Source organism: Streptomyces sp. NPDC107500 (assembly GCF_055582785.1).
The window spans coordinates 281617-304724 of sequence record NZ_JBVJPF010000010.1; the positions used below are offsets into that span (position 1 = coordinate 281617).

General features: G+C 72.5%; 22 protein-coding genes. 12 read left to right on the plus strand and 10 right to left on the minus strand.

Annotated elements, in window-relative coordinates; translation table 11 throughout:
* Positions 1 to 509: 509 nt before the first annotated feature.
* A complete protein-coding gene (locus ACZ67M_RS35065) occupies positions 510 to 809 on the plus strand; it encodes a WhiB family transcriptional regulator (protein ID WP_469854048.1) in 300 nt (99 codons plus the stop codon).
* Between the two features lie 16 nt (positions 810 to 825).
* On the opposite strand, the gene ACZ67M_RS35070 is transcribed toward ACZ67M_RS35065, so the two are convergent.
* Complete coding sequence (locus ACZ67M_RS35070; RefSeq protein ID WP_469854049.1) at positions 826 to 1410, minus strand: TetR/AcrR family transcriptional regulator; 585 nt, start codon at positions 1408 to 1410, stop codon at positions 826 to 828.
* Between the two features lie 56 nt (positions 1411 to 1466).
* Positions 1467 to 2885 carry an FAD-binding oxidoreductase gene (locus tag ACZ67M_RS35075; protein ID WP_469854050.1) on the minus strand — a complete coding sequence of 473 codons (1419 nt, stop codon included), beginning with the start codon at positions 2883 to 2885 and terminating at the stop codon, positions 1467 to 1469.
* Between the two features lie 189 nt (positions 2886 to 3074).
* Between ACZ67M_RS35075 and ACZ67M_RS35080 the strand changes: the two genes are divergently transcribed.
* From ACZ67M_RS35080 to ACZ67M_RS35100, 5 genes are all read left to right on the plus strand, one after another.
* Positions 3075 to 4046 (plus strand): 2-hydroxyacid dehydrogenase, encoded by a 972-nt coding sequence (locus tag ACZ67M_RS35080; protein WP_469854051.1) that lies wholly within the window; start codon positions 3075 to 3077, stop codon positions 4044 to 4046.
* 77 nt (positions 4047 to 4123) lie between these two features.
* Positions 4124 to 5041: a hypothetical protein gene (locus ACZ67M_RS35085; RefSeq protein ID WP_469854052.1), complete on the plus strand. Its 918-nt coding sequence runs from the start codon at positions 4124 to 4126 to the stop codon at positions 5039 to 5041.
* Positions 5016 to 5852 carry a prephenate dehydratase gene (locus ACZ67M_RS35090; RefSeq protein WP_469854053.1) on the plus strand — a complete coding sequence of 279 codons (837 nt, stop codon included), beginning with the start codon at positions 5016 to 5018 and terminating at the stop codon, positions 5850 to 5852. The genes ACZ67M_RS35085 and ACZ67M_RS35090 overlap by 26 nt, the downstream gene beginning before the upstream one ends.
* Before the next feature lie 251 nt (positions 5853 to 6103).
* Positions 6104 to 6748 (plus strand): HAD-IA family hydrolase, encoded by a 645-nt coding sequence (locus ACZ67M_RS35095; RefSeq protein WP_469854054.1) that lies wholly within the window; start codon positions 6104 to 6106, stop codon positions 6746 to 6748.
* A gap of 10 nt (positions 6749 to 6758) precedes the next feature.
* On the plus strand, positions 6759 to 7676 hold the full coding sequence (locus ACZ67M_RS35100; protein ID WP_469854055.1) for a TIGR03619 family F420-dependent LLM class oxidoreductase: 918 nt from the start codon (positions 6759 to 6761) through the stop codon (positions 7674 to 7676).
* 30 nt (positions 7677 to 7706) lie between these two features.
* Here ACZ67M_RS35100 and ACZ67M_RS35105 read toward each other — a convergent pair whose 3' ends face one another.
* On the minus strand, positions 7707 to 8204 hold the full coding sequence (locus ACZ67M_RS35105) for a carboxymuconolactone decarboxylase family protein (protein WP_469854056.1): 498 nt from the start codon (positions 8202 to 8204) through the stop codon (positions 7707 to 7709).
* A 191-nt stretch (positions 8205 to 8395) separates the two neighbouring features.
* The gene (locus ACZ67M_RS35110; protein ID WP_469854110.1) at positions 8396 to 8884 is read right to left on the minus strand and encodes a TetR/AcrR family transcriptional regulator; all 489 of its coding nucleotides are present in this window, start codon (positions 8882 to 8884) and stop codon (positions 8396 to 8398) included.
* Between the two features lie 265 nt (positions 8885 to 9149).
* Here ACZ67M_RS35110 and ACZ67M_RS35115 point away from each other — a divergent pair, with 265 nt between their 5' ends.
* Positions 9150 to 10703 carry an MDR family MFS transporter gene (locus ACZ67M_RS35115; protein ID WP_469854057.1) on the plus strand — a complete coding sequence of 518 codons (1554 nt, stop codon included), beginning with the start codon at positions 9150 to 9152 and terminating at the stop codon, positions 10701 to 10703.
* Between the two features lie 172 nt (positions 10704 to 10875).
* On the opposite strand, the gene ACZ67M_RS35120 is transcribed toward ACZ67M_RS35115, so the two are convergent.
* Complete coding sequence (locus ACZ67M_RS35120; protein ID WP_469854058.1) at positions 10876 to 11364, minus strand: SRPBCC family protein; 489 nt, start codon at positions 11362 to 11364, stop codon at positions 10876 to 10878.
* A 125-nt stretch (positions 11365 to 11489) separates the two neighbouring features.
* Positions 11490 to 14276 carry an ATP-binding protein gene (locus tag ACZ67M_RS35125; RefSeq protein WP_469854059.1) on the minus strand — a complete coding sequence of 929 codons (2787 nt, stop codon included), beginning with the start codon at positions 14274 to 14276 and terminating at the stop codon, positions 11490 to 11492.
* Positions 14277 to 14707: 431 nt separating this feature from the next.
* Here ACZ67M_RS35125 and ACZ67M_RS35130 point away from each other — a divergent pair, with 431 nt between their 5' ends.
* The 3 genes from ACZ67M_RS35130 to ACZ67M_RS35140 all read left to right on the plus strand — a co-directional run bounded on the left by ACZ67M_RS35130 (position 14708) and on the right by ACZ67M_RS35140 (position 18091).
* Positions 14708 to 16117: an FAD-binding protein gene (locus tag ACZ67M_RS35130; RefSeq protein WP_469854060.1), complete on the plus strand. Its 1410-nt coding sequence runs from the start codon at positions 14708 to 14710 to the stop codon at positions 16115 to 16117.
* 278 nt (positions 16118 to 16395) lie between these two features.
* Positions 16396 to 17034, plus strand: coding sequence for a peptide deformylase (locus ACZ67M_RS35135; protein ID WP_469854061.1), 639 nt, complete (start codon positions 16396 to 16398; stop codon positions 17032 to 17034).
* A 166-nt stretch (positions 17035 to 17200) separates the two neighbouring features.
* Positions 17201 to 18091, plus strand: a complete 891-nt coding sequence (locus tag ACZ67M_RS35140) for a Bax inhibitor-1/YccA family membrane protein (protein ID WP_469854062.1) — start codon at positions 17201 to 17203, stop codon at positions 18089 to 18091.
* Between the two features lie 34 nt (positions 18092 to 18125).
* On the opposite strand, the gene ACZ67M_RS35145 is transcribed toward ACZ67M_RS35140, so the two are convergent.
* Positions 18126 to 18704: a TetR/AcrR family transcriptional regulator gene (locus tag ACZ67M_RS35145; protein ID WP_469854063.1), complete on the minus strand. Its 579-nt coding sequence runs from the start codon at positions 18702 to 18704 to the stop codon at positions 18126 to 18128.
* A gap of 176 nt (positions 18705 to 18880) precedes the next feature.
* On the opposite strand from ACZ67M_RS35145, the gene ACZ67M_RS35150 reads away from it, so the two are divergent.
* Together ACZ67M_RS35150 and ACZ67M_RS35155 are read left to right on the plus strand one after the other, a co-directional pair.
* On the plus strand, positions 18881 to 19267 hold the full coding sequence (locus ACZ67M_RS35150; RefSeq protein ID WP_469854064.1) for a hypothetical protein: 387 nt from the start codon (positions 18881 to 18883) through the stop codon (positions 19265 to 19267).
* A gap of 131 nt (positions 19268 to 19398) precedes the next feature.
* Positions 19399 to 19896 carry a hypothetical protein gene (locus ACZ67M_RS35155; protein ID WP_469854065.1) on the plus strand — a complete coding sequence of 166 codons (498 nt, stop codon included), beginning with the start codon at positions 19399 to 19401 and terminating at the stop codon, positions 19894 to 19896.
* A gap of 135 nt (positions 19897 to 20031) precedes the next feature.
* On the opposite strand, the gene ACZ67M_RS35160 is transcribed toward ACZ67M_RS35155, so the two are convergent.
* The 3 genes from ACZ67M_RS35160 to ACZ67M_RS35170 form a co-directional block, all read right to left on the minus strand.
* Positions 20032 to 20886, minus strand: coding sequence for an alpha/beta fold hydrolase (locus tag ACZ67M_RS35160; protein WP_469854066.1), 855 nt, complete (start codon positions 20884 to 20886; stop codon positions 20032 to 20034).
* Positions 20887 to 21067: 181 nt separating this feature from the next.
* On the minus strand, positions 21068 to 21850 hold the full coding sequence (locus tag ACZ67M_RS35165) for a creatininase family protein (protein ID WP_469854067.1): 783 nt from the start codon (positions 21848 to 21850) through the stop codon (positions 21068 to 21070).
* A gap of 73 nt (positions 21851 to 21923) precedes the next feature.
* Complete coding sequence (locus tag ACZ67M_RS35170) at positions 21924 to 23003, minus strand: alpha/beta fold hydrolase (RefSeq protein ID WP_469854068.1); 1080 nt, start codon at positions 23001 to 23003, stop codon at positions 21924 to 21926.
* Between the last annotated feature and the right edge of the window lie 105 nt (positions 23004 to 23108).

Sequence of the window (23108 nt, forward strand, 5' to 3'; positions counted from 1 at the left end):
CCACCGTGCCCCGCTCCCTTCATCACCCTGCCCGGTACGGACGTGTACACGCCCGTGCACACGGATCGCGCCGGGCACAGGGGGGAGAGGCTACGTGGTCATCGGCAGGCCATCACGGTCCTTCCCGCGCCCGCCGACGGGACCCGTGACAGGTATGCCACCGTCCCACTCCCACCCAAGCAAGAGATTAGATCCCGACAAGGGGTCACGTCATCAAGTATGGCCGAAAAGTTTCTTGTGCGGCTTTCCGGGGCTCCCGGACACGTGCACCGGGGGCCTCGGTCACCGCACGCACTGGGTGACGATTCGTCCCTGGTCGGTGACGGGACCAGGGCTGCCGTCACCGCGCCCGGGACCTGCGCGTCCGGGTTCTGGACCCGACAGGCGCCGGCCGCCCGGTGTGCTGCGCGCCGGAACACACGACACACACATGTGAGCTAGTGTCATGTCTGTCGGCTGGCGCAAGGTATGTCTGGCGGTCGATGCACCGCTGTGGAGGCGAGGCGCGGATGGACTGGGTCACACAGGGGCGGTGCCGGGCACAGCCCGACCAGATGTTCGTCGAAGGGGCGGAACAGAACCGGGCCAAGACCGTGTGCGCCGGCTGTCCGGTGCGGCTCGAATGCCTGGCATACGCGCTCGACCACCGCGTGGAGCACGGTGTGTGGGGAGCCATGACCGAACGCGAGCGCCGTGCGCTGCTGCGCCGGCGTCCGGGGGTGACGTCCTGGGCCCGCTACTTCGCGACGCTGCGTGCGCAAGAGGGGCGTGGCCCGGCGGCGGCAACACTGACCGCTCGCCGGCAGTGAACCCGCCGGCGCCTGTTCAGGGGCGCAGCGCCCGGAGGGTCAGTTCGCCGTAGCGACGCCACAGGTCCGGATCCCGCTCGTCGAGGTTGACCAGTTGCAGGGCCATGCCGCACAGCACCACACGCAGGTCCTGCCGGTCCGCGTCGCGGCGGATCGTCCCGGCGGCCTTGGCTTCTTCCATCAGCGTCTCCAGCCGGTCGAGCAGCGGCCGGGTGTACGGCGCGGACCGCACGTCCGCGAGAGCCTCCGAGAGCAGCCGGTCCTGGGCGAGGTACGTGAAGAGCGCGAGGACGAAGGAGTCGAAGGCGCGCGTCGGGGCGGCCTGCGCCACGGCGGGCCCCGTGACGCGGTCCAGCTCCTCCATCCGGTGCCGGACGACGGCGCCCACCAGATCTTCCTTGGTCGGGTAGCTGCGGTACACCGTGGCCTTTCCCACGTCGGCCCGCTCGGCCACCTGCGGCACGGTCCCCTGCAGGCCCGCCTGCGCAAAGACCTCCAGGGCCGCCGCGAAGACCCGGTCGTGATTGCGGCGGGCGTCGGCCCGTCTGCGGGGCGCGTCGCCCCGGAGGGGCTCCTGGGAGGTCGTCTGTGCCGAATCCATGCCCTCATTGTGCCCCGCCGTGCCGGACATCCGGAGCATGAGGTCCGGATCGGATCTCATCCGGGCAGCACGTTGTGGTTGAGCCGGAAGACGTTGCCGGGATCGAGCCTGCGCTTGACGGTGGCGAGCCGCGCGTACCGCTCCTCGCCGAAGACGCGGCGCATCTCCGCCTCGTCGAAGGCCAGCTTCGGGGAGAGGAAGTTCACGATGTCGCGGCGGTCCGCCCACGGGGACATCCCCTCGGCGTAGGTGGCCAGGTACTCCCGTACGGGCGTGGCCCGTTCGTCCTCGGCGACGCCGAAGGCGAAGGAGACGAACGGCAGGCCCCGGGAGGGCACCGCGTTGGGCACCGGCGGCTGCCGGTCCAGCGCGCCGCCGAGGGCCCGGATCTCGACGCTGCTCAGCGGGCAGCCGGAGCCGGCGCCGGTGAGTGCGGTGAACGCATCGGCCGTGGCGGCGGAGAACTCCCGCAGACCCACGCTCGTCCCGGACACGGGAGCGGGCCGCACCGGGTCCACGTGGATCTCGCCCAGCTCGGTGATCGGGCGTTCCGCGAGGGTGTCCAGCAGGCAGACGGCGGCGCGGCGCAGGGGCTCGACGAGGTGCCCGCCGCGGGAGGCGGACCCCAGGTGGCCCACCCGGACGTGCAGGACGAACGAACCGCGCAGCACTTCGGGCAGGTCCGGCAGGTCCGGCAGCCGTTGTACGGCCACCGACGTCGTGGTGTCCTCGTCCAGCGTCGGCAGCCACTCACGCCACACGGCGAGCACTTGTGTGGTGTCCTCACCGCGGAAGTAGAGGCCACCGCCGTAGAAGCGGGTCACCGGGAAGAGCGCGAACTCCACGGCGACGACCACACCGAAGTTGCCCTTGCAGCCGAGCAGGGCCCAGAACAGCTCCGGGTCGCTGTCCGGTGTCACCCGCAGCACCTCGCCGTCGGCGGTAACCATGGCCATGCGGTGGACGTGGTCGGCGGCGTAGCCGTGGGAGCGGCTCAGCAGCGGCCCGATGCCGCCGCCGAGGGTGTAGCCGAGCACACCGACATCGGGTGCCGAGCCTGCGAGCGGTGTCAGGCCGTGCTTGGCCGACGCGTCGACGACCTCGCGCCAGCGGGCGCCCGCGCCGACGGTGGCCGTCCGCGCACGGGGGTCGACACGTATGTCGTCCATGCGGCCGGTGGTGATCAGCAGCCATTCACCGGTGTCCTCCGGCAGGACCGTCTGGTGGCCGGCGCCGCGCACGGCCACCGGCATGTCTCGGGACCTGGCGAAGCGTACGGCGGCCACGACGTCGTCGACGTCGACGACCCCGACGACGACCGTCGGCCGGGCCATGCGGAGCAGGTTGTGCCCGGTGCACTCCGCCTCGTACGCCGGGTCGTCGGGGGTGAGAACCACGCCGGTGACGGCCTGGCGCAGCGCGGAGAGTGCCTGCGACCGGTCCGGGTGGCCGGTCGGGATGTCCGAGGGGTTCATGCACCCTACACGTGACATCATGCACAACGGGTTCACACGTGTGAGTGTGTAGACTTGAGTAACTCACATGGACCTACGGCCGCGACACCTGTGTTCATTCCGGTTGGCGAACGATTCACATGTCGTCTTGGGTGATGTCGACACCTGCGTCCCGTGGCGGGTGATGGAGTGGGAAGAAGCTGAGACACGATGAAGGACCACAAGACCGTTTGGCTGCCCTACCGGCCGAGCCAGGTCCCAGGGCTGCCCGACGGGCTGTCGTACGCCACCTGGGACGGTGCGGGCCCGCTGCCCGGCGACCCCGGTGACGTCGACTTCCTCGTGGCACCGCCCGTGCCGGGGGCCGAACGCCTGCTCGCCCCCGTGCTGCCCCGGATGCGCGGTCTCGAGGTGCTCCAGCTCCTCAGCTCCGGCTACGACCACATGCTGCCGCTGGTGGACGCGATACCTGCCGGGACCCGGCTGAGCACCGGCCGCGGCGTCCACCGCGACGCGACCGCGGAGCTGGCGGTCACGCTGTTGCTGTCCCTGTGCCGGGGCCTCGACCGGTTCGCGGTCCAGCAGGCCGCGGGCAAGTGGCGGCCCGAGTTCCGCGGCACCCTGGTCGGTAAGCGTGTCCTGGTCATCGGCTACGGCGCCGTCGGAGCGGCCGTCGCGGACCGGCTCGGCGCGTTCCGGTGTGAGACGGTCCTGGTGGCGCGCACGGCCCGCACCACGCCCGCGGGGCGGGTGCACGGCACGGCGGAGCTGCCCGCGCTGCTGCCCACGGCCGACGCGGTGGTCGTGTGCGCGCCGCTGACCGACCACACCCGCGGCATGTTCGACGCGACGGCCTTGGCCCTGCTGAAGGACGGGGCGATGCTCGTCAACGTCGCCCGCGGCGAAATCGTCGACACCCCCGCGCTGGTCCGCCGGGTCCGCGTGGGGAAGCTGCGCGTCGCGCTCGACGTCACCGACCCCGAACCGCTGCCTTCCGGACATCCCCTGTGGCACCTGCCGGGCGCGCTGGTCACTCCGCACGTGGCGGCGTTCACCGACGCGTTCGGCCCGATGAGCGCGGCCTTCCTGCGACGGCAGCTGAACCGTTATCGCCGCGGCGAGGAACTGGAGAACGTCGTTCTGACGACGGCCCCCGGTTCCCCGGACGAGCGGGCCGCCTAGCCATGCCGGACTTCGCACAGGGCGATCCCGTGAGGGAGCCGGGACCGGCCTGCGGACTAACCCGGGTCCTCACGGTCATGGAAGCGCGCGCTCACGCCGGCCCCGCCGAGGCCTGGCGGGCCTTCACCGGCGCCTGGAACTGGGCCGCCCCGCTGAGCGCCGCGGCCCCGGTGGCCGCCGTGCTGGGGCCGGCGGTGCAACCCGCGTCCGGCGGGTTCGACCTGTCCGGCGTGTGGCGCCCGCCGCCGCCCGGCGAGGGGATGGGCTCCTGGCTGGCGCTGCCGCTCGCCGCCGGGAACGGGCGCGGGAGGGGGACCGGAGGAGGCCACGGCGAACCCGGCGCCGACGCCCTTCCCGATCTCTTCGTGGTCCCCGCCAGGAGCCTTGCGTGCCGGGTCCCCGGGGCGGAGGGCGGCCCCGGTGGCTCGTGCGGCGCCTCGTTCCGCGTGGAGGGCCTGCGGGTGCCGGCGGGACTGGCCACGTACACGACGGGCACGCCGCTGCGGGCCCAGGACGCCGCGTTCCTGTGGACGGCGGTCGCCGCGCTGGCCCTGGGCGCGGCCCGGCGCACGACCGACGTGCTGGCCGGCCCCGGCGCGCGGGTGACGGCGGCGTGCCCGGGGCCGCGCTCCGCACCGGGCTCCGGCCCCGTCGTCGCGGCCGAGCTGGCCGCCGTCCTGCACGACGAGCGGCTGGCCCTGGCGGCGGCCCTGCACGGTGCGCCGACCGCACGGGAGGGGCTTCCCCGGGCTCTGCGGGAGCGGCTCGCCGTGCGGGTACGGCGGCTCGCCGACACCGTTCATCACGTGCTCGCGGCGGCCTACGATCACGTCCTCGCGGACGACCGCGGCGGCGGACAACCCCTGGTGCGCGTGATGGAGGCGAGTTCACCGATACTGCAGCAGGTGCGGTACGCAACGGAGCTTCTGCCGCCCCACTACAGGATTTCCCTCAGGAAGGCTGAACGCGGTGACGACCGTCGCATATCAGGGTGAGCCCGGTTCCAACTCGGCGACCGTCGCACGCACCCTGTACTCGGACACCCGAGAACTGTCCTGCACCGGCTTCGAGCAGGCCCTGGACGCCGTGGCCCTCGGCGATGCCGACCTGGCCGTGATCCCGGTGGACAACTCCGCGGCCGGACGCGTCGCCGACGTGCACCACCTGCTGCCGGAGTCCGGGCTGCACATCATCGGCGAGTACTTCCACGCCATCCGTTTCGACCTGATGGGTGTCGCCGGGGCCACCCTGGACCAGGTGGAGTGCGTCCGCAGTCATGTGCACGCGCTCGGCCAGTGCCGCAAGTTGCTGCGCGAGGGCGGCTGGCGCACCCTGGTCTGCGACGACACCGCCGGGGCGGCGCGTGAGGTGGCCGAGCTGGGGGACGCGCGGCACGCGGCCCTCGCGCCGCCCGCGGCGGCCGGGCTGCACGGTCTCGACGTGCTGCGCGCCGGCGTGGAGGACGACCCGGAGAACACCACGCGGTTCGTCGTCCTGTCCCGGCGGGCCGCCCCCGCCCCGGACCCCGGGCAGCCGACCATGACGAGCCTCTTCTTCAGCGTGCGCAACATCCCGAGCGCGCTCTACAAGGCACTGGGCGGCTTCGCCACCGGCGGGGTGAACCTCACCAAGATCGAGAGCTATCACATCGGCGCGGGGCTCAACGCCAGCCGCTTCTACGTCGAGGCTGAGGGCCACCCCGACGAGCGGCGGGTCGCCCTCGCTCTGGAGGAACTGCGGTTCTTCTCCTCGGAGGTGCGCGTCCTGGGCGTCTACCCCGCCCATCCGCACCGGTCGAGGGGCTGACGCGGGAGTACGGAGCGGACCGGGGGGAGGCGGTGGGGTCCGGGCGGCGGCAGGGCGGGGGCGAGCGGGTTCCCGCCGCCGTCGCCGGGGCGGCGGAAACCCCTCACCCGGACAACGTGCCTGCCCTGCCGACAGGTTCACACCTCGTCGTGATGATCCTCGAACATGTGCCTTCGTGACACTTGTGGTGCGCGCTTTGAAACACATGACCTGGTGTGGGGCGAGTGTGTCCGGTCTACTAAAGTGTGCATATGACCCAGCACCGCAAGGGCCTCGTGCTCGACTTCGGCGGTGTGCTGACGACCCCCCTGCCGCCCGCCGCGCTGGCCTTCGAGAAGCGTGCGGGACTCGCTGAGGGGACGCTGCTCACCGGTCTCTACCTGGACCCGGAGGGGATCCGGCTCACCGAGGAACTGGAGCGCGGTGCGCTCACCCAGATCCAGTGGAACGAGGCGGCCGGCCGGCTCCTCGGCATCGAGCCGGAGAACCTGATGGGCCGGATCTTCGCCGATCTGCGCCCCGAGCCCCTGGTGATCGCCGCTGCCGCCGCCGCGCGCCGGGCGGGGGTGAAGGTCGCCCTGCTGTCCAACTCCGTCGGCCTGGCCCCGTGGAACCTCTACGACGGCTACGAGGTGGAGGAACGCTACGACGCCGTGGTGCTGTCGGAGGTCCACGGGACACGCAAGCCCGAACCGGAGATCTTCCGGCTCGCGCTGGACCGGCTCGGACTGACGGCCGGGGAGTGCGTGTTCGTCGACGACACCGAGCAGCACCTGCCGCCCGCCGCGGACCTGGGTTTCGCCACCGTCCACGCCGTGGACCCCGCCCGGACGGTCGCCGCCCTGGAAGACCTGCTCGGTACTTCGCTGACGGGCAGGGACCGGGACACCGTATGAGGAGACACCCATGAAACTCGGCCTGGCCCTGCCGACCTTCGGTCCCGACGCCCATCCGGAAGGCATCCTGCGGGTGTGCCGCACCGCGGAGGAGATGGGGTACGACTCCCTGTGGACGGGCGACCGGGTCCTCGCCCCGCTCGTTCCGGGAGCGCACTATCCGAGCGGTGACGGGCAGATGCCGCGGGTCTACGAGAACCACATGGACCCGCTGGTCGCCCTGACGTTCGCCGCGTCCCACACGACCCGCGTCCAGCTGGGCACCAGCACCCTCAACGGGCTGTGGCAGCCGCCGATCATGCTGGCCCGTTCGCTGACCACCCTCGATCTGCTCAGTCAGGGCCGCCTGGTCGTGGGCCTCGGCCTTGGCTGGATGCCCGACGAGTACACCGCGGTCTCCGTGCCCTGGAAGGGCCGGGGTGCCCGGCTCGACGAGACGCTGCAGATCCTGCGGGACTACTGGGCCAACGACGTCTTCTCCCACGAGGGCGCCCTGTTCACGATCCCGGAGACGGTGGTGGGGCTCAAGCCGTCCCGGCGGCCCGCACCGCCCGTGCTGCTCGCGGCGTTCACGCCCAGCGGGTTGCGGCGGATCGGACGACGGCTCGACGGCTGGCTCCCCGTGGCGCTGCCGCTGCCGCAGCTCCTCGGCATGTGGGACATGATCGTGAAGGAGGCGGTCGAGGCGGACCGTGACCCGTCCGCCCTGCGGATGGCGCTGCGTGTCAATCCGGAGCTGACGGACACGAGGACCGACGTCGAGCGCATGCCGTGGGCGGGCACGCTCGCCCAGTACGTCGACTACGCCCGGACCGCCGCGGAAGCGGGCGTCCACGAACTGTTCGTGGACTTCGGCCAGACCCACGCCTCCCTGGCCGAACGTGTCGACCTGGCCGGCCGCTTCATCGAGGGCGTCCGCCAGGGCTGACCACCGGGACGAGCCGGCCGCTCCGCCGGGTCATCGCGACCCGGCGGTGATGCGGCCGAACGACCAGAAGTAGCCGGCCACGTGCAGCACGTCGACCAGTTCCCGTTCGGTGAGGTGGGCGCGGGCCTGCCGGTAGACCTCCTCGGAGACCCGCGGCTGCCTCACCAGTTCGGCGGTGAGCCGGACGAGCGCCCGGTCGTGGGACGACAGCTCGGGGTGGTCGGGCTCGCGGGCGGCGACGATCCGCAGAGTCTGTTCGTCCACGCCCTCCGCCCGCGCGAGCGGGGTGTGCTGGGCCGCGACCGACGGGCTGTCGGTGTAGGCCGCCACGGTAAGTATCACGAGTTCGCGCGAACGCGCCGGCAGGTCCAGCGAGGTGGCCAGCGCACGGGCCAGGCCCTCGAACGCCTTCACGGTGCCCGACGCGTGGCACAGCTCCCCGATCAGGGGAGCGGGCGGCAGGATCGAGGAAAAGGCGCTGACCTCCTTCGGGAAGGAGGTCGGGTTCGGGGCGGTGCGCAGGGACATGGCGTACTCCGATCGAGGGGTGCGGCGGTGCGCGGGACTCGGCGGGTCCCGTCCGGGGCGGCGGTGAAGCCGGGGCTCGCTCGCACGACGGAAGCGGCCCGGAACACGGGCGCGAGAAACGGACTCAAGAGTCCGTCCTGGACGATATCGGACCTTGGAGTCCGTTTCAAGGGCCCTCTGCTCTTCCGGCCTCAGGGTGCGCCGACGCCGCGCAGCAGGGTGTCGACGACGACGTCCGCCGCCCGCGCGGGGCTGAGGTCGGGCAGCTGCCGGGACACCAGGTGCATGAGCTGGGGCAGCAGGCCGCCCACCCACCCCGCGGGGAGCCCGGGACGGAGGATTCCTTCGGCGACGGCACGGTCGAGGAAGGCCTCGACCTCCTGCGCGGAGGCGTCGCGGCGGGCGCGCACCTCCTCGTCGGCGAGCATGCGGGTGAGGTCGACGGGCCAGGTGCGGTTGACCGCGATGATGTTCTCGACGTAGCGGTGCAGGGCGACGGCGACGGGTGCCTCGCGCAGCCGGGCGTCCTCGATGGCCCGCTCGATGGCCGCCAGGCGGGATGCGTAGATCGCGGCGAGCAGGTCCTCGCGGGAGGCGAAGCGCCGGTAGACGGTGCGCCGGTCCACGCCCGCCTCGGCGGCGATGCGCGCGATGCTCGCACCGGGATCGGTGGTGAGCATGCGCGCGCCGGTGGTCAGAACGGCTTCCAGATTGCGTGCTGCGTCGGCTCTCACGTCGTCGAGTCTATGCGTGCTGTGACCCCTGAGACCTTCTAATGCCTCTCCATGGTGAATCACTCGACTGAAAGTGCTACATTAACGTGACAGATAGCTCGGGTAGTGACAGTAGAGTGAGACGAAAAGGCCGTGTGACGGCCGACGCGAAGCTCCTGCCGCACCTCGGACGACCCTGAGAAAACCCTTGGATGAGAAGGAAGGCACGTCGATGTCGTTGTCGAAGTCACAGTCCGCACCGCCAAGGGCGGGCGGTGTCGCCGCCGCGATGAGCGCGCTGATCCTCGCGGTGCTGCTCGCGGCCCTGGACCAGACGATCGTCTCCACCGCGCTGCCCCGGATAGCGCAGGACCTCAACGGGTTCGACGACATCGCATGGGTCAGCGCCGGGTACCTGCTCGCCTCGACGGCCGTGACGCCGCTGTGGGGCAAGCTCGGCGACATGTTCGGCCGCAAGCGGCTCTACCTCGCCGCCACCTCGGTGTTCCTGATCGCCTCCGTCGCCTGCGGCCTGGCGCAGAACCTCCCCGAACTGATCGGCGCCCGGGTGCTTCAGGGCGTCGGCGGCGGCGGCATGATCGTGCTGACCTTCGGTCTCGTCGGTGACATCGTCGCGCCGAGCGAGCGCGGCCGGTACCAGGGCATGTTCGGCTCGGTCTACGGCGTCGCCAGCATCGTCGGCCCGCTGCTCGGCGGTGTCTTCACCGACCAGCTCTCCTGGCGGTGGGCCTTCCTGATCAATCTCCCGGTCGGCATCGTGGCCCTCTTCATCGCGGCCCGCGCCCTGCCTGCCGCTGCCCGCGGCGCCAAGGCGCGCATCGACTACGCCGGCGCCACCCTGCTGGCCGCCATCGCCACCGGCCTGGTCCTCGTCACGTCCTTCGGCGAGCGCTGGGGCTGGGGCTCGCCGTCCATCGTCGGCCTGATCGTCGCCACCGTCGCACTCGCTGCGGTACTGGTTCCCGTCGAGCGCCGCGTCGCCGCGCCGGTGCTGCCCCCGGCCATGCTCGGCTCCCGCACCGTGGTGTTCTCCTCGCTGATCGCGTTCTTCGCCAACGCCGCGATGTTCTCGGTCCTGGTCTACCTGCCGACCTACCTGCAGATCGTGCACGGAGTCTCGGCCACGCTGTCGGGCATCTACATGCTGCCGCTCGTCGCCGGGCTGGTCGTCAGCCAGTCCCTGGCCGGACGCTGGGCCGCCCACATCGATCGGCTGCGGACCATCCTGCTGAGCGGCCTGGCCGTCAACCTCGCCGGTCTGCTCCTGCTCGCCACCATCGGCAACGGCCCGAACACCCTGGTCCTCAGCGTCTACTTCCTGATCACCGGGATCGGTATCGGCATGGTGCCGATGGTCGTCATGACCACCGTCCAGAACAGCGTCCCGGCCGCCGACATCGGCGCCGCGAGCGCCGTCGTCACCTTCTCCCGCTCCATCGGTGCCGCGTTCGGAGTCGCCGTCTTCGGTACCCTCCTCAACACCGGCTTCGCCGACCGGGTCAGCGGCCTGCCGACCGCCGGCGGTTTCGACGCCACGCGGCCCGACACCGTCGGACACCTGCCCGGCGCGCTGCGCGAGACCGCCCTGGACGCCTTCGCCCACGCCACTGCCGCCGGATACCTGTGGATCGCCCCGGCCCTCGCCGCCGGCATCGTCCTCGCCCTCTTCCTCAGGCCGTCCGCGAGGAGCGCGCACACCGTCGCGGCGACCCCAGACGACACGGCCGGTGCGCCCGCGGCCGAGGAGAACGCCGCGGCCGTATGAGCCACGGCGGCACCACCCCGACCGGCCGGCCCCGCAGGCGGGGCCGGTCGTCGGCGTGTGTGCCGGGCCGTGCGACAAGGCCAAGGCGCCTGTCCGGCCATTCCCGCCCGCTCTGCGACGCCGTGCACGCGCTCTCGCCGCAGTGCCGCCCCTCGGGCGACGACGGTCCTCGTCAGACCGGCCCCTGGCCCACGGCGCTCTCCGACAGCCCCTTGAGCTGCGCCAGCCACAGGGCGTGCAGGCGGCGTGCCCACAGGGGTGACTGCGCGTCCAGAGCCCGGGCGGCCGGTCCGCGGACGACGTTCTCGCTCACCACGTGGGTGCCGCCCTCCACCTCGGTGAGCAGCCATGCCTGGTAGAGCTGGACTCCCGCCCCCACCACCGACCAGCCGAGCCGGTGCGGCTCCACCCGCTCCCCGAAGAACACCTCGAACCCGTGCTCGTGGAAGCGCACGCGGAAGGTCCCCTCCAGCGCACCCGGCCGGGACTCGGTCACCCCGGCCGCCCACTCCGGCCACCGGGCCACGTCGGTCAGCACACCGAACGCCGTGGTGGGCGGGGCGTGCACGACGACCTGCGCCTGACAGAAGCTGTGGGCACGGTCGGGCGAGAAGCCGGACGGCCAGTGGATGTCCGGATGACTGTCCGAGGCGCCGTGCATCCGGCTCCCCTCTCGTGGTGCTGAACCGCGGTGCTGAACCCTGGTGCGGAGCGGGGCGGGACAGCCCCGTGTCCACTGTGCGCGCGACCGCGGAGCGGGGACATACGTCAAATGACTGGCCGCTGTCAGCCGTTCCCGGGGCCCTCGAGAGCGGAGAGCGCGTCCCGCAGCGCGGCCCGCGAGGTGATGCCCAGCTTGGGGTAGATCTGGTACAGGTGCGTGCCGATGGTGCGGTGGGAGAGGAACAGCCGCTCGGCGATCTGCTTGTTGGTCAGTCCGGTCGCCGCGAGGGTGGCGATCTGCAGTTCCTGCGCGGTCAGCGCGGCGGACCTCGGCCGCGCGGCGGCCGGCGCGGACTGCCCGCTCGCCCGCAGTTCGGCCGCCGTGCGCGTCACCCAGGGCTGCGCCCCGAGTTGCTGGAAGCTCTTCAGCGCCTGCGCCAGTTGGTCCCGTGCCTCCGATGTCGCCCGCAGCCGCCGCAGACGCTCACCGTGGAAGAGGCGGACCCGCGCCGCGTCGAACGGCCAGCGTTCCGGCCCGGGCAGGGCCAGCGCCCGCTCGAAGAGGGCGACGGACTCCTCACCGGGCGTCGTCAGTGCCTCGGCGGTCAGGACGGACAGCTCCAGCCGGGGGGACAGCGCGGCCATCGCGGAGGCGCGCATCGCGGCCGCGTGGGCGGCCGCCTCCTTCTCGCGACCGGTCCGCACCGCCGCCTCGACCAGGTCCAGCGCACCCCACATGGCGATCGGGACGTACGGTGCCACGGTGCCCGGCTCGTTGAGCGTGCAGGAGTGCCGGTAGGCGGTCTGATAGTCGCCCCGGCCCAGGGCCGTGAGCGCCCTGGCGTGACCGGCGAAGAACCGTGCGCCGAGGGCCCCGCGGGGGGTTGCCCACCGCACGATCTCCTCGGTCAGCGCGTCACTGGTCTCCGCGTCGCCGCGGACCGCGGCCACGGCCGCCCGGATGTAGTGGAAGTACCAGGCGAAGAACCGGTAGTCGTGGTTCTCGCACAGGGCCAGACCCTCGTCGGCCAGATCCGCGGCGTCCTCCCACCGGCCCAGGTGGAAGTAGTCCAGCCCGAGGTGCATCAGCGCGCCCAGATGGCGGCGGACGGGCGCCGTGCCGGCCCGGCCCTGCTCGACGAGGCGGCGGGTGGCCCACCGGAAGTCGCCGAGCCGGTCCGCGAAGACGGACGCGGTGCCCACCCGGATCACCCGGGTCGGATCGTCGCCCACGGTGGCGGTCAGCTCCGCGAGCCGGGGCAGCGCCTCGGGACCGGTGCGTGCCGGGTCCGCGAAGGTGCGGATGATCACCCACAGCAGGTCGGGTGTCTCGGGGGTCAGCCGGTCCAGGAATGTCAGCAGGGGCCGCCACAGGTGGGGCTCGCCGCCGTACCAGCACAGCAGGACCAGCAGGTGCAGCGCCTCCACGAGCGCGGCGTCCGCGGCGTCCCAGTCGTGCTCGCCCGACTCGATCGCACCGACCAGCAGCCGGTACGCGGTGTCGATGTCCCCGTCCTGGTTGATCAGCAGGAACGCCGACGCGGCCGCCGCGTGCAGCGACTTCTCACCGGTCTGGGGGTGGGCCAGCCGGGCGAGCAGCCGGGAGGCGTCCTCCAGCTCCCCGCCGGAGTCCACGCCGACGTAGGCCGCCTCGGCCAGCCGTCTGCTCTCGTCGGCGGGCGCGGGGCTGAGTCCCGCGGCCCGGGTCAGTGCCGTCACCGCGCCGAGCGCGTCCCCGCGCCGCAGCCTGCGACGTCCGGCCTCCTCCAGCAGGGCCGCGACCGTCTCGTCCGGACCCACGGCGGCCTCGCCCAAGTGCCAGGCACGGCGTTCCGGCTGGTCCTCAAGGACCCCGGCGAGCGCCTCGTGGGCCCGTCTGCGTTCCGCGGCCGTCGCATGCTCCACCACCGCGGAACCGATCAGCGGATGCCGGAAGGACAGCCGGCGGTTGTCGGCGGAGATCGTGACCAGCCGGTCCTGCTCGGCGGGTGCCAGGTCGTCGACGACGGCCAGGCCGGCCCCGGCGGCCTCGATCGACGCCAGGTCACCGGTGCCGTCCAGGGCGGCGATCAAGAGCAGCGTACGGCAGGGATCGGAGAGCCCGGCCACCCGTGAGGCGAACAGGGCCTGCAGCCGCTCGCTCAGGGGCAGCACGGAGGGGATCGCCGCGAGCGTCGTGCGCTGCTCCGGGGAGAGCGCCCGCGGCAGCTCCACCAGGGCCAGCGGATTGCCTCGCGCCTCGGAGGCGATCCGGCGCCGTACGGCGGGGGAGAAACCGGGGTGGGTCAACGCCAGCAGCTCCGCGGAGGACGTGTCGCTCAGCGGTTCGAGCCGGTGCTCGGTCAGACCGCTGGACTCGAAGAAGCTGTCGGCGCCCTCGCGGGAGGCGGCGAGGAAGCCGATCCGGCTGCCGACCAGCCGCCGGGCGACGAAGCCGAGCACGGCGTTGGTCGCCCGGTCCAGCCACGGCAGGTCGTCGACGACGATCAGCAGCGGCGTCCGGGCGGAGATCGTCCGCAGCAGCAGCAGGACCGCGGTCGAGGTCAGCAGGCGGTCCGGCACCGGACCGCCGCCGATACCGACGGCGACGCGCAGGGCATCGCGGTGGACGGTGTCCAGGGCGTCGAACTCGTCGAAGAGGGGCACGAGGAGCTGATTGAGGCCGGCGTAGCCGATGTCCGCCTCGAACTGCACCCCGTTCGCGCGCAGCACCCGGATGTCCTGGCGCACGGCGCCGTTGGCCACCGCGTCCAGGACCGCGGTCTTGCCCACCCCGGCCTCGCCCCGGAGCAGCAGCGCCGCTCCGTGGACCTGGGAATCGGTGAGGAAGGACCGGATGAACGCGAGATCCTCGTCCCGCCCGACCAGGCGGGGCGCGGTCGGGCAGCCCGTCGCGTCCAGGTCACTCATCGCACTGCCTCCAACGGCCCACGTACCGGGGTCCGGTCCACCGCCCCGACCTGGCCGTGTACGCCCGCACCCGGCTCCGTACGGCCCATGCAACCATCGCGCGGCGAAGGACGTCCAGATTCCGCCCTTGCCGGTCCGGCCGGGATCGTTTTCACCGGTTCGTACGGTACCGCGAGCGGACGCGCCCGGCGGAGTACCCGTCACGGCGTAACAGGGAGACCGAGCGGGCGAGCCGGGTCCGGCCGGCCCGCGAGGCGGCGGCCCGTGACGCGGCGGCGGGGGCCGAACCGCGGCACCTCACACATGCGCACGAGTGCGCAGTGAACGACGGAGCAGCTTCCACTCGTGTCAGAAGCGTCAGATGACGTCGCACACGTTTTACGAGACGGGCGGCGAGACACATGTGCAAGTGAGGTCGTGACAACGTGAATGTGGACAGCCTTGATCAGACGAACGGGAAGCTCACCCCGGAGGACGTGGCCGCCCTGCGGCGCGTCGTCGCCGGGCCGGTGCTGGAGCCGGGGGCCGAGGGATACGGACCGGAGTGCGCCACCTACAACCTGACCTGCGGTCTGCGGCCTGCCGTGGTGGTCGGGGCGACGAGTGAGCAGGACGTCCTGGAGGCGGTCCGGTTCGCCGGGCGGCACGACATGGGCGTCGCGGTGAAGTCCGCGGCCCACCAGGTGGCGTCGGCCGCCGAGGGCGCGCTGCTGATCACGGTCGAGCGGATGCGGGACCTCGTCGTCGACGCGGGCGAGTGCACCGTACGGGTCGGGCCGGGCGTGCGGTGGACCGACGTGCTGCCGCGTGCCGCGGAGCACGGGCTCGCCCCGATCGTGGGTTCGGCGCCGAACGTCGGGGTCGTCGGCTACACCCTCGGCGGCGGTCAGAGTCCGCTGCTGGGACGCAGCCTGGGTTACGCCGCCGACCACGTGCGCCGCGTGAACCTGGTCACCGCGGACGGAGAGCTGCGACGCGTGACGGCCGAGAGCGACCCTGACCTGTTCTGGGCGGTGCGCGGCGGCAAGGGGAACTTCGGAGTCGTCACCGAGATCGAGTTCGACGTCTTCCCGGTCACCCGTTTCTACGGGGGCAGTGTCTACTTCCCGGGCGAGCACCTGGCCGACGTGCTCCGGGCCTGGCGTGCCTGGCTCCCCGGCGTGGGGGAGGACATGACGTCCTCCATCGGCGTCCAGCGCCTGCCCGACCTGCCGGTGCTGCCGGAGCCGCTGCGCGGCGCCTTCGTGGTCCACCTGCGGGTCGGCTACCTGGGGTCGGCCGAGGACGGCGCGGACCTGCTGGCGTCGCTGCGGGCGGCCGCCCCGGTGCTGATCGACCTGGTGGGGGAGAAGCCGTTCACCGCCATCGGGGAGATCCACCAGGACCCGGTGGACCCGATGCCGTACTTCGACCGCAGCGTCTGTCTGGAGGACTTCGACGAGAAGGCGGCCGAGGCGTTCGCCGACCTGACGGGGCCCGAGTCGGGCTGCACCCTCGCCAACGTCGAGATCCGCGCGCTCGGCGGTGCCCTCGACCGCGAACCGGCGGTGCCCAACGCGGTGTCGAGCCGTGGTCTGCCGTACGTGGTCTTCGGGTTCGCGGTGGGTGCCCCGGACGAGGCGGCCCGCCTCAGGGGCGAGCTGGAGCGGGTCATGGACGGGCTCGCGCCCTGGGCCGCGCGGCGCAACATGGTGAACTTCCTCTCCCCGGACGAGGCGACCGACGCCGAGGGCGTGCGCCACGTGTACGGGCCGCAGCGGTACGACCGGCTCGCCGCGGTGAAGACGGCCTACGACCCCGGCAACGTCTTCCGGTTCAACCACAACATCGTCCCCGCCTGAGCCCCGGGCGGCACGGCCTTCCCCGGTGTCCGGGTGAACCGCGGGACACCGCGCGCACGTGTCGATGACAGCAGGGTCCCCGCGGCGTTCCGGACGCGGCGGGGCGCCGGCGGTGGTCCGAGCGCTGTGCGACGGACTGCCGCCTCCCGGGCTCCCGGGCCGGATCCGCTGTGGGGGCGGATCCGCGCCGGAGGGAGCCCGGGGCTGCGCTCTGCGCGCTCCCGGCAACGGACACACCCTGCTTCACATGTGACGTGACATGCTGGCAAGCTGATCACATGAGCAAGAAACCTATCTCGCTGTCCGCGCGGGTCGAGGAACTGCTGGCGGTGGACGGGCCCCTGCCGATCGTCGCCGCGGGCGACCCCGTACTGCGGGCCGTCGCCGAGCCGTACGAAGGACAGCTCGGCGACGCGCTGTTCGGCCGGTTCGTGACCAGGCTGCGCGAGACGATGCTGGCGGCCCCGGGTGTCGGGCTGGCCGCTCCCCAGGTCGGCGTGCCCCTGAGTGTCGCGGTCGTGGAGGACGCGGCCCGCGGCCCGCAGGAGGTGCTCGCGGCGCGCGGGCGCGTACCGCTGCCGTTCCGGGTGCTGGTCAACCCCGCCTACGAGCCGGTGGACGGGGAGCGGGCCGCGTTCTTCGAGGGCTGCCTGAGCGTGCCGGGGTGGCAGGCGGTGGTGGCCCGGCACGCCCGGGTCCGGCTGCGCGGGCAGGATGAGCACGGCGACGCGGTCGACGAGGTGGTGACCGGCTGGCCGGCGCGGATCGTGCAGCACGAGACCGACCATCTGCGCGGCACGCTCTACCTGGACGTGGCCGAACCGCGGTCGCTGTCGTCCAACGCGTCCGTCGCCGAGCGCTGGTCGCAGCCCGGCCCCGAGACGGCCGCCGCCGCACTCGGGTTCCCCCTGGGATGACTGCTCCGACGCCCCCGAGGCACCGCCCGCATCCCACCGTCAAGTGACTGATGCCCGGGGCTCGTCCGGCCGGGCAGTCTGAGACGAGCCGAGACCTCCGGCGACACGGCCCGCATCGGGGCACCCGCGAACGCCGGTACGTCCGGCACGGAGAAGAGGAACTGGCGTGGCACTGGTCGAGCAGCAGACGCTGAAGAGCAGCAACCCGATACTTTCCCGGCCGCAGTTCACCCGGATCGGCGGGCAGAAGACGGCGGCCAGGGACCCCCGGACGGGCCTCGCCGTCATCCTCGACCGCATCAGGGCGGGCACCGAACGGGAGCAGGGCGGCGGCGCCCGCCCCGCGCCGCCGCCGCTGCACGTCGGTTACCTGCTGACCATGGACGAGGTACTGCCCCGGGCGGCGGCCGGGCTGGGCACCACCGCCCTCGCGGCGGTCCTGTCCTGGACGGTGCTGCCGCTCGCCCGGATCGGCACCGCGTGGTCCTGGAGCGTCGTCGCCGCGGCCGCGGCCCTGACGGCGGTGCTGGTGATCACGCAGTACCGCAGGAACCAGCCGTCCGCGACTCTGACCCTCGCCTTCGCCGCCGCTCAGGGACTGTTCCTCGGCACGCTCTCGGCGACCGCCTTCAGCCATCTGTCGCCCGGGCTCTTCGTCCAGACCGTCCTCGGTACGATCGCGGCCGGTGCCGGGGTGCTCCTCGCCCAGGCCCTGCACTGGGTCCGGGCCAACCGCCGCTTCCGTGCCTTCACCGGCGCCGCGTTGCTGGGCCTGGGTCTGCTCGCGCTGGCCGACTGGATGCTGTACCCCGTCATGGGGCTGGACGGCCTGGGCCTGCGCCCCTTCGGCCTCGGCCTCTTCATGGCCCTGGTGGGCGTCGTCCTGGGCGCCTGCTTCATGCCCCTGCACCTCAAGCAGGTGGAGAACGGCCTCACCTACGGCGCGTCCCGGGACCAGGCCTGGCCCGCCGCGTTCGGTCTCACCCTGACCATGGTGTGGCTGTACGTGGAGACCGTGCGGCTGCTCACCCTCTACCAGGGCGACGACGTCTACTGAGCCGGACCGCGGGGCCCGCCCGGCCGCCCGGGGATCACCGTGCCGCGCCCGCCGGCAGGTCCCGTACGGAAGCGGACGGGCACAGTCCCCGCAGCACCGTCTCGAACAGCCGGTCCGGCCTGGCCGAATCCTCGGCCCCGGCACCGGCCTGCCACAGCGGACCGAGCAGCAGGAGCACGTCCTCGGCCGTCGTCCCCGGGGTCATGGTCCCGGCCGCCTCGTTGGCGCCCACCAGCCTCGACAAGGCGTCGAGGAGCGGACGGTAGGCATCGGCGCAGGGCTTCGCGGGGGCGCCGGTGGCCAGTTTCATGACGTTCGCGAACTCGGGAAGGCACCGGCCGACATCCAGCAGGCGCCGCAGCCAGACGCGCAGCGCGAACTGCGGGGGCAGACTGCCCAGGAGGACGGGTACGGCGGCCACCAGCGCGTCCACCTCGTCCCCGTACACCTCCAGGACCAGGGACTCCCGGCTCGGGAAGTGCCGGTAGAGCGTGCCCTGGCCGACGCCGGCCCGGCGCGCGATGCACTTCAGGGAGACGTCACCAGGCGCGCCGAGCATCTCGGCCGCCGTTTCGAGGATGCGCAGCCGGTTGCTGTGTGCGTCCGCTCTCATCGATGCTCCGGTTCCTCTCCGGCGTGACACCGGCCGGGCCACGTGTCACACGCTCTCCCCGGCCCGGCGAGACGGACGCCGAACACACCTGGAGACACGTATTCTTATCGAACCTACACCGTTCGTCGCCCGACGGGCATATTTCCCCACACCTCTCCGAAGGAATTCTCACACCCATGTCGATGGACTTGTTCGTCACTCACACCTCGGCCGAGCGGCACCCTGCGGCCGTGCGGGAACTCGCCGCGTCGACCGCGGCCCTCACCCGGGACCTGGACGCGGGCAGGTGGGTTCCGGGACAGCTGGAGCGGTCGCTGGTGTCCCGGCTGTTGGTGGCCTGCGCGGGGGACGGACAGCTGACCCCGGTCCGGCTGCGGGAGGTCCAGTGGGAGGGCAGTGTCGCCCTGACCTACGCGGGGGAGGGCCGGCTCTCGCGGCTGCTGGCGCAGACGTGCGAGGTGGCCGAGGGGGCGGCGCCGGACGCCGCGTCCGTGCTGTCCGGGGCCGTGCGGCTGCTGGAGCGCACGGCACGGGCCGGGGTGGTGGACGGCGACCGGCCCTGACCGCGGCGTGTCGGTGCGTCGGTGCCCCGACGCGTCCGCCGTGCCAGTCAGATGACGGATGTGGGCGCCTGCCGCCCGCGCGAGACTCGGTGGCACGAGGCGCGCACCGTACGCAAGGACAGGGGGACAGCATGACGAGACATCCCGGCTGCGGCCGGCCGGACTGCGACCGCTCGCCGGCCGGACCGACGACGACCGGGCCGGCACCGGCCGGGCGGCGGACCGGGGCCGGTGACGGGCACCGGCCCGTCCTGACCCTGGTCCGAGGCTCGGGCGGTGGCCGCCGCACGCCCGTCGACCTGTCCCTGCTGACCCGTGAGCCCATGCCGGCCGGCGTCCGCGGCGCGCTCGTCGCGGTGACGTCCGGCAGACTCCTGGCCACCTGGGTGCCGGCCGGACCGTTCCGCGTCCCGCCGGGCCGGGTCCTGCTGTCCTGGACCCGCACCGCCGACGGCCGGACGGACGTCACGGCCCGTCTGGGGCTGGCCGGTGCGCAGGTCCTGCTGGCTGTCTGGCCCGGTCTGCGCGGTGAGTGGTCCGGTGTCGTCCGGCCGACCGTCGCGGAGGTGACGGAACTGCACGCCGCGCTGCACCTGGCGACCGCGGTCCTGGACCGGCTGGCCGACTGACCGGCCTCCCTCACGGCACGGCGGTGGTGGGGGGTCCGTCCCGACGGCCTCGTCCCGCACGTGTTTCACTCGCATACCTCGTCCGCGTGCCTCCCCCCGGGGGGAGGCACGCGGACGAGGTATGCGAGTGAGGTGTCAGCGGACGGTGGCGCGGGCGGCGCGCTCGATGACGTCGGCGACGAGGCGGGGGTGGGAGACGGCGACCGAGTGGGAGGCGGCGACCTCGGTGGTGTGGGCGTGGGCGCGCTCGGCCATGAAGCGCTGCACGGCCGGGGGGATGTTCAGGTCGCGGGTGGTGATGACGTCCCAGGTGGGCTTGTTCTTCCAGGCGGCCGTCGTGGCCTTCTCCTCCAGCGCCGACTGGGCGATGGGACGCTGCTCGGCGGCCATCAGGGCGGCCTGCTTCGCGGGGACGTCGGCGGCGAACTGGTGGCGGAACTTGTCCCGCTGGATGTACAGGTCGGTGGTGGTGGAGCCGTCGGCCTGCTGGTAGGTCACCGGGTCGAGGGCGTCGGGGAGGGTGGAACCCGGGAACTTGTTGGTGAGTTCCAGGGCGGTCTCGCCGGGGGCGGGGAGAAACGCGGCGACGTAGACGAGGGCCTTGACGTCGGGCTCGTCGGTGGCGGCCTCGCTGATGACGTTGCCGCCGTAGGAGTGGCCGACCAGGATCTTCGGGCCCTCGATGTGCTCGAGGAGCGCGCGCAGCGAGGCGGCGTCGGAGGCGGGGCCGCGCAGCGGGTTGGCGGCTGCCACGACCGGGTAGCCGTCGGCGCGCAGGTGGTCGACGACGCCGTTCCAGCTGGAGCCGTCGGCGAAGGCGCCGTGCTCCAGGACGATCGTCGGCTTGGTGCGTCCGTCGTGCTTGGCGGCTCCGGCGCTCTCGGCGCTGGCATTCCCGCTGAGGGCGAAGGCGCCCAGCGCGATGCCCGCCGTCAGCGTGGAGACCACACCCGTCACCAGCCGCTTGCGTCCGCCCTTTTTGCTCACCACGGTTGTTCCTTCCACATGTTCCGGTAGCGATGTCCGGACCGGTTTCACCGGGCCAACGTCACCGCTTCAACTGGTGATGAATCTGTCAGATGTTTCGTCACCTGTCAAGCAGGTGACGACATGGGGAGTGCACACGTGCTCCGGAGGAGCGGCGCTCCCCGTAACGCCCGGGGCGAAGGCCTCAGGGCCGGGGCTGGGGCCCGTCGCCCTTGGCCCACGGGTCCCGGGTGATGATGTCGGCGAGCGCTTGGGCGCAGCCGTCCAGCATCCGCTCGCCCTTCTCCCGGCTCGCCGGCCGTGCGTCCCCCGCCACGCCGGACGCGGTGATCCGGTCGAAGGTCACCGCCATGTACAGGGGGTCGTCGGACTCGGCGGGCAGGGTGATCCGCGGTCCGTGTGCCTCGGGCAGGTGCTCGGCGCGGAGCAAGTCGGGATGGGCGGCCATCATCATGGACGTCTCCCCCTCGCAGGCGTGCATGAGTCCGTCCTGCGTCTCCAGGGTGTCGCGGACGACTTCCCGTCCCGCGCCGAAGTAGCTGGCGAAGGCGATCGGCGTCGAGAGTTCCAGGGTCAGCTCGGTCGTGAGGGCGTTCAGGGCGGTCATATTGCCGCCGTGTCCGTTGACGATGAGGATGCGGGAGAAGCCGACCCGGATCACGGATCGGCAGATGTCCCGCAGCAAGGCGTGCAAGGTGGCCAGACTGAGGGTGAGGGTGCCCCCGAACGGCATGTGATGCTCCGACAGGCCGGTCGCCACCGACGGCGTCACCACCACACCGGTGTGCTCCGACGCCAGCAGCGCCGTCCGCCGGCACACCTCCGCGGCCAGGAAGTCGTCCACCCCGGTGGGCAGGTGGGGGCCGTGTTGTTCGGTGGCCCCCACCGGCAGCAGCACCACCGCGTCGCGGGCCGCGAGTGCGCGCAGTTCGGCGGCGGTCAGACGGTTCCACTGGACTTCGTTCATCGGGGGCTCCTCCTGGGAGTGAACGGCCCGACGGACGAGGGCCCCCGGGCCGGTGGCGGGTGCGGGTGAGGGCTCAGAGGTGGGCGGCGTCGACCACGGCCTGGGCGAAGGCGGTGGGTGCCTCCTGCGGCAGGTTGTGGCCGATGTTCGCGATCGTGCGGTGCGCGTAGGGGCCGGTGAAGTGGTTGCGGTAGGCCGAACCGTCGCCGGGCGGCGCGGTGAAGGGATCGAGGGCGGCGTCGAGGGTGACGGTGGGGACGTGGATGGCGGGCTGGGCGGCGAGCAGCTTCTCGTAGCGCGCGTACCGGTGGTCCGTGTCGACCAGGCCGATGCGCCAGCGGTAGTTGAAGAGCACGATGGCCGCGTAGTCCGGGTTCTTGAACGCTTCGGCGGTGCGGTCGTAAGTGGCGTCGCTGAAGTCCCAGTTGGGGGAGACCAGGGTCCACACGTAGCGGCACAGCGCGAGGCGGCTGTCCTCGGCCTCCATGGCCGCCTTGCCCCGGGGGGTGGCGAAGTACCACTGGTACCACCATGTGTGCTCGACGGCCGGGACGGCGGGTGCGACCTGGGCCTTGCGGTTGGTGATGAGGTAACCGCTGGTGGAGACCATGGACGTGACCCGCTCCGGCCACAGGGCGGCGATGATGTCGGCGGTGCGCGAGCCCCAGTCGAACCCGGCCAGGGCGGCCTTCTCGATCTTCAGGGCGTCCATCAGGGCGATGATGTCCAGCGCGATGGCCGACTGTTCGGCCGTGCGCGGGGTGCGGTGGGACAGGAAGGTGGTGCTGCCGTGTCCGCGCAGGTAGGGGACGATGACGCGGTAGCCCAGGTCGGCGAGGAGCGGGGCGACGTCGACGTAGCTGTGGATGTCGTACGGCCAGCCGTGCAGCAGGAGCACGACCGGGCCGTGGGCCGGGCCGGCCTCGGCGTAACCGACGTTCAGGACACCCGCCTTGACGTGCTTGATCTTTCTGAACGAGGTGTGGGTGCCCGGAGTGACGGCCGGGACGGTGGGAGCCTGCGAGCCGCCGCCGCCCGGCCGCCCGTGCGAGGCGGTGGAGGCGAACGCGTCGGTTCCCAGGCTGGAGAGCGATACCGCGGCCGCGCCGGTGCCGAGGCCGACGGCCTTGCTGAAAGTGCGCCTGTTGATCATGTCAAACCTTCCGTCATGCGTTGTCCACTGACCGGTCGTTGACCGCGCCGCTGCTCACACCTGCCGCACGGGAGCACCGGGCCGCTGGGGCACGGTGACCCTGCC

Bases quoted from the DNA above. Each gene is read 5' to 3' on its own strand.
- ACZ67M_RS35065 (WP_469854048.1), top strand. From the start codon at position 510: ATGGACTGGGTCACACAGGGGCGGTGCCGGGCACAGCCCGACCAGATG.
- ACZ67M_RS35070 (WP_469854049.1), bottom strand. From the start codon at position 1,410: ATGGATTCGGCACAGACGACCTCCCAGGAGCCCCTCCGGGGCGACGCG.
- ACZ67M_RS35075 (WP_469854050.1), bottom strand. From the start codon at position 2,885: ATGAACCCCTCGGACATCCCGACCGGCCACCCGGACCGGTCGCAGGCA.
- ACZ67M_RS35080 (WP_469854051.1), top strand. From the start codon at position 3,075: ATGAAGGACCACAAGACCGTTTGGCTGCCCTACCGGCCGAGCCAGGTC.
- ACZ67M_RS35085 (WP_469854052.1), top strand. From the start codon at position 4,124: ATGGAAGCGCGCGCTCACGCCGGCCCCGCCGAGGCCTGGCGGGCCTTC.
- ACZ67M_RS35095 (WP_469854054.1), top strand. From the start codon at position 6,104: ATGACCCAGCACCGCAAGGGCCTCGTGCTCGACTTCGGCGGTGTGCTG.
- ACZ67M_RS35100 (WP_469854055.1), top strand. From the start codon at position 6,759: ATGAAACTCGGCCTGGCCCTGCCGACCTTCGGTCCCGACGCCCATCCG.
- ACZ67M_RS35105 (WP_469854056.1), bottom strand. From the start codon at position 8,204: ATGTCCCTGCGCACCGCCCCGAACCCGACCTCCTTCCCGAAGGAGGTC.
- ACZ67M_RS35110 (WP_469854110.1), bottom strand. From the start codon at position 8,884: ATGCTCACCACCGATCCCGGTGCGAGCATCGCGCGCATCGCCGCCGAG.
- ACZ67M_RS35115 (WP_469854057.1), top strand. From the start codon at position 9,150: ATGTCGTTGTCGAAGTCACAGTCCGCACCGCCAAGGGCGGGCGGTGTC.
- ACZ67M_RS35120 (WP_469854058.1), bottom strand. From the start codon at position 11,364: ATGCACGGCGCCTCGGACAGTCATCCGGACATCCACTGGCCGTCCGGC.
- ACZ67M_RS35125 (WP_469854059.1), bottom strand. From the start codon at position 14,276: ATGAGTGACCTGGACGCGACGGGCTGCCCGACCGCGCCCCGCCTGGTC.
- ACZ67M_RS35135 (WP_469854061.1), top strand. From the start codon at position 16,396: ATGAGCAAGAAACCTATCTCGCTGTCCGCGCGGGTCGAGGAACTGCTG.
- ACZ67M_RS35145 (WP_469854063.1), bottom strand. From the start codon at position 18,704: ATGAGAGCGGACGCACACAGCAACCGGCTGCGCATCCTCGAAACGGCG.
- ACZ67M_RS35150 (WP_469854064.1), top strand. From the start codon at position 18,881: ATGTCGATGGACTTGTTCGTCACTCACACCTCGGCCGAGCGGCACCCT.
- ACZ67M_RS35155 (WP_469854065.1), top strand. From the start codon at position 19,399: ATGACGAGACATCCCGGCTGCGGCCGGCCGGACTGCGACCGCTCGCCG.
- ACZ67M_RS35165 (WP_469854067.1), bottom strand. From the start codon at position 21,850: ATGAACGAAGTCCAGTGGAACCGTCTGACCGCCGCCGAACTGCGCGCA.
- ACZ67M_RS35170 (WP_469854068.1), bottom strand. From the start codon at position 23,003: ATGATCAACAGGCGCACTTTCAGCAAGGCCGTCGGCCTCGGCACCGGC.